Here is a 4,612-nt window from a genome sequence, read left to right on the forward strand (position 1 = left end):
TCTCTTCTAAGCGGTCAAAGAGCCAGCCTGCCAGAAGCCCGATCACCATCGATAGAGCAATGAAAGCTAAGGTCCAAGGAAGCCCGATTAACGCAATCATAATCAGCGTAAGTGATAGGGAGTTCCAAGGACTTGCAATCAGAAAAGCCATAACCTGGCCAAGACTCGCGCCCTTGCGTCGCAATTCCATTCCAACCATGAGGATGCCGTGGCTGCATAAATCCATGAAAACACCCGCGAATGTCGCACGCAATAAGCCTGTCTTCGTGCCTCCTTTGCCGAGCACAGATAGAACGAAATTCTGCGGAATTTGACTTAGCAAGCCAACCATGAGAATGCCAAGAGCAAGCCCCCACCACATGACATGCATTAAGTCGCGAACGCTGTGGCTAAATGCGCCTAGCCAATGGCTGTGCTCAAGATCTAGAAAACTCAGTAAATAGAAGACGGACACGCCAATCAATGATCCCCAAAGTAACCAATCGGTTTTATTGGGCGCCGGGGCGCAGCAGTTTTCTTCTTGTTTGGTATCGTGGCACGAGTTCGTTTCGATAGGCTTTGGCGCACAACAACTTGAGGTCATGTCCGACTTGCATGACGCAGGGGTGGTTTGTTCGTGCACACAATCCGCGCCTTGCTCGGACTCTATTTTGTTACTTGATATGCAGTGCTGATTATCTTTATCGCGCATGTTTTATTCCTTTCCGCTCATCAGGTCACCATTGCTCAGCCCCGCTATAATTGCGCACTGCGCTTCTTCATCGCCACGGCATTGGTTAGCGAGATCTAGTAGAGAAGATTTAATCGTTTCGAGAGTTCGAATCTGTTCTTCTATATGGCTTACCTTATCGAGTACGAAGCCTTTGACGTGTTTGCTGTGCCGATGTTGATTACGGAATAGTTCCAGTAAGGTCCTGCATTCTTCAATTGTGAAACCAACTTTTCTAGCGGAGGCAAGAAACCGCAACTCATTGATTTGCGCCTCTTCGTAGTTACGATAGCCATTGTTGGCGCGCTGACTGCTTACCAGCCCAATGCTTTCATAATAGCGAAGGGTTTTATCGCTTAATCCGCTGCGTTTTGCTGCCTGACCGATGTTCATCTCAATACCCCTGGAGAGCTGATTCTAGGAAGAATAAAGCTTACAGCTACTGTAAGGTCAAGCCTTTACTGCGTATTTACTTACTTGGTGGTCTTGTTGGGTGAGCGCTTGGCAAGCGACTTTTCGGTGATCTTTAGTGCCTGTCCTACTGTTTTGAAAATCGGCGTCGATATCGATTTGTGCCCTGTTTCTATGGGTTTGGAGAAGAGGTTGATGACGGGCAGTGCATGGAAGCGATCATAGTACTCGTTGCTAATCGAATCATGCATGGTATGTGCAGTGTGTGAAACTTTGTGGCCCATTTGCAGAGCAAAACGTATTGAATCACTGAGGTAGGAACCGTCTGCTTGAGCGAGAAATAAGGGTGTGTTTTTGTTTGGCAGAACAGGGTGCAGTATTCTCAGCGGTATGCTTTTTTCTCGTTGAGCCTCTATCCAGGGCGATAAGAATTTGTAGACTTGTGGGCTACGTGCAAGCGTAAAATGGTCAAGGCCACTGAAGTGTTGGTTCTCTCGTTCTTCTAATGCTACATCGGGGTGTGCGCTGCTTTTAACTACCAGGCTATCTCCAATGAATGCATTTTCAATAAGCTCGGCGATATCGGATGTCGATTTGAGAAGTCCGCCGCTTATGAAGCAGTGCTTGGCAGTCGAATGAAACGCTTCTTTGTTGTCTTTGAAGCCATCATGCAGGTCTTTTATGCCCTGGCTTCGCAGTTCAGCCCAAGAGTGCCAGATGTTGAGATACGGTTGTGTGAGGCTTTTAATCAGGTTGCTGGTCGTCTTTCCAGCCCGCTCGAGCTTTGCTCCCTCGTGTGGCGTGCCAATGTAAACGCAAGCATGTAACTTGTTGGTCCAGCCTTTGTCAAAATCAAGCTGGGCATGGCGTATCAACAGTCCACCCATGCTGAACCCGACGAGGATGAGTTCGTCGATAGGCAACGGATAGTGCTCAAACAGTTGTTGAATTTTTTCGCTAAGCTCTTGGCCATTTTCTTTGATGGCTAGCCCGCTGTTGTAGCGCACAAAAAGAGGTGTGTAGCCGCGCTCTGCTTCTAACTGATGGCCATAATTAGTGGTGTGCTTGTCCGCAGTCTCGTAGTCCCAGATAGACTCTGTATTCGTTAAACCGTGAACGAAGATAATAAGCTTATTGCTGATCGGCAGTTCTACCTGCTCAGCAATTGATTCGTTTAGATTAAGGCGGTAGTTGTAATGATAAAATGCCATGTCGATGGCCAGACTGCTCTCGTCCTCTGCAAGAGAGTCACCAAAAACGCCATTTAAAATACCCTGAAGCTTGATCAGATTTTGACTCATTGTATCTACTCGAAGTGCCTAATTCTTGATGTTCGATGGCAGTGCTGATCCAAGAGGCTGCTGTCTTAGACCAAGCATATATAACAAGTAAGCCTAGCTACTCCGTATTGGTCAAGTTATATCGATCGTGAGTAGCGTCACGTCAGGGTATTCAGCGCTCGTTGTTGCAATGTAGTTTGCGCTGTCGCTGTTTGGTCTTTAGGTTTCAGAAGTGAGGGGTGGTGAGGTCCGATAGCCGTTTTATTGGTCGCAAAAAAAAGCCCGACACTCATGTGAGTGTCGGGCTCTTCCGTGCTTTCGCTTATACCATTTTGATTGGTTGAGCTTTGACGCTCAGATCTTCAGATGGTGGTGCGAACGAAGTGAGGTTAATACCTTCTACTGCTTCTTTGTATTCCTCTAAGCTTGGGAAACGACCCAAGACAGTCGAGAGAACAACCATTGGGGTCGAACCTAATAGCGATTCGCCTTTCTTCTCTGAGGAGTCCTCAACAACACGGCCTTGGAACAGGCGAGTAGATGTCGCAATGACGGTGTCACCAGGTGCAGCTTTCTCTTGGTTACCCATGCACAGGTTACATCCAGGACGCTCAAGATAAAGGATGTTTTCGTACTGAGTACGCGCTGCTTCTTTTGGATGCTCATCATCGAAAACGAAGCCTGCATATTTCGCTAGGATATCCCAATCGCCTTCCGCTTTTAGCTCATCAACAATGTTGTATGTTGGTGGAGCAACAACAAGAGGCGCTTTGAATGTAATAGGGCCTTTCTTCTCCAGGTTGCGAAGCATCGCAGCGATAATTTGCATGTCGCCTTTATGCACCATACAAGAGCCAACAAAGCCTAAGTCAACTTTACGATCCGCGTAGTATGACGTAGGACGGATTACGTCGTGCGTGTAACGCTTAGATACGTCTTCATTGTTAACGTCTGGGTCAGCAATCATCGGTTCTTCGATTGCATCTAGGTCAACAACCAACTCAGCGTAGTACTTCGCGTTGTCATCTGGAGCAAGCGCTGGTTCTTCACCAGACTTGATGCCAGCAATACGCTTGTCTGCTAGGTCGATTAGGCCTTGTAACATCTTGGCATCGTTATCCATGCCTTTGTCGATCATGATTTGGATACGAGATTTTGCGAGCTCTAGAGACTGAATTAACGTGTCGTCTGTAGAAATACAGATCGAAGCTTTCGCTTTCATTTCTGCAGTCCAATCGGTGAACGTGAACGCTTGGTCTGCTAATAGAGTGCCAATTTGTACTTCGATAACGCGACCCTGGAAGACGTTTTCGCCGCCGAACTTCTTAAGCATTTGAGCTTGCGTTGCGTGTACGATGTCGCGGAAGTCCATGTGAGACTTCATGCTGCCTTTAAATGTTACTTTTACAGACTCAGGGATTGGCATTGCACATTCGCCAGTTGCAAGCGCGATAGCAACCGTACCAGAGTCAGCACCAAACGCGACGCCCTTAGACATACGAGTATGCGAGTCACCACCGATGATGATTGCGCGATCGTCAACAGTAATGTCGTTCAATACTTTGTGAATAACGTCTGTCATTGAATGGTAAACGCCTTTCGGATCACGTGCTGTGATCACGCCGAACGCATTCATGAACGCCATTAGCTTAGGCGTGTTCGCCTTTGCTTTGCTGTCCCATACCGAAGCGGTGTGACAGCCAGACTGGAATGCACCATCGACGCTTGGAGAAATCGTCGAAGCCGCCATGGCTTCCAGTTCCTGACAAGTCATTGGGCCAGTCGTGTCCTGAGAACCGACAATGTTAACCTTCACGCGAACGTCAGAGCCGGTGTGAAGAGGTGTGGCAGATTTAACACCCACCGCATTACGGTTGAATATTTTCTCAACAGCTGTAAGACCTTGGCCTTCGTGAGAAATTTCTTTAGATGCAGCGTAAACATCAGGAGCCTCAATACCGAGGGTTTCGGCTGCGAACGTCTGGATTTTCTTACCGAAGGTTACCGCGTAAGAACCGCCTGCTTTCATGAACTCAACTTTTTGAGGTGTGAATGCATCCGAAACGTCAGTCAGTTCGGTCTCTCCGTTGTACAGCTTCTTGGCTTTGGTATCGATGGTTAGAACCGTGCCTGTTGCTACGGAGAATTTCTCTTCAAGCACTGGGTCGCCATTTTCATCTGTCACAACATTGCCCGCAGCATCTACTTTCTT

The 4,612-nt window shown here is 47.7% G+C and carries 4 protein-coding genes; all 4 read right to left on the reverse strand.

Annotated features, from left to right (window positions below; genetic code table 11):
• Positions 1 to 691 (reverse strand): permease (locus A3751_RS06820; protein WP_197466213.1); only part of this gene is annotated, 691 nt, incomplete at its 3' end.
• 3 nt (positions 692 to 694) lie between these two features.
• Entirely contained in the window at positions 695 to 1,102 is a 408-nt protein-coding gene (locus tag A3751_RS06825; protein WP_068453686.1) for a MerR family transcriptional regulator, read from the reverse strand.
• An 80-nt stretch (positions 1,103 to 1,182) separates the two neighbouring features.
• Positions 1,183 to 2,421, reverse strand: a complete 1,239-nt coding sequence (locus tag A3751_RS06830; protein WP_068453688.1) for a triacylglycerol lipase — start codon at positions 2,419 to 2,421, stop codon at positions 1,183 to 1,185.
• Between the two features lie 301 nt (positions 2,422 to 2,722).
• Positions 2,723 to 4,612 (reverse strand): aconitase family protein (locus A3751_RS06835; RefSeq protein ID WP_068453690.1); only part of this gene is annotated, 1,890 nt, incomplete at its 5' end.

The sequence above is a fragment of the Oleiphilus sp. HI0080 genome (genome assembly GCF_001635135.1).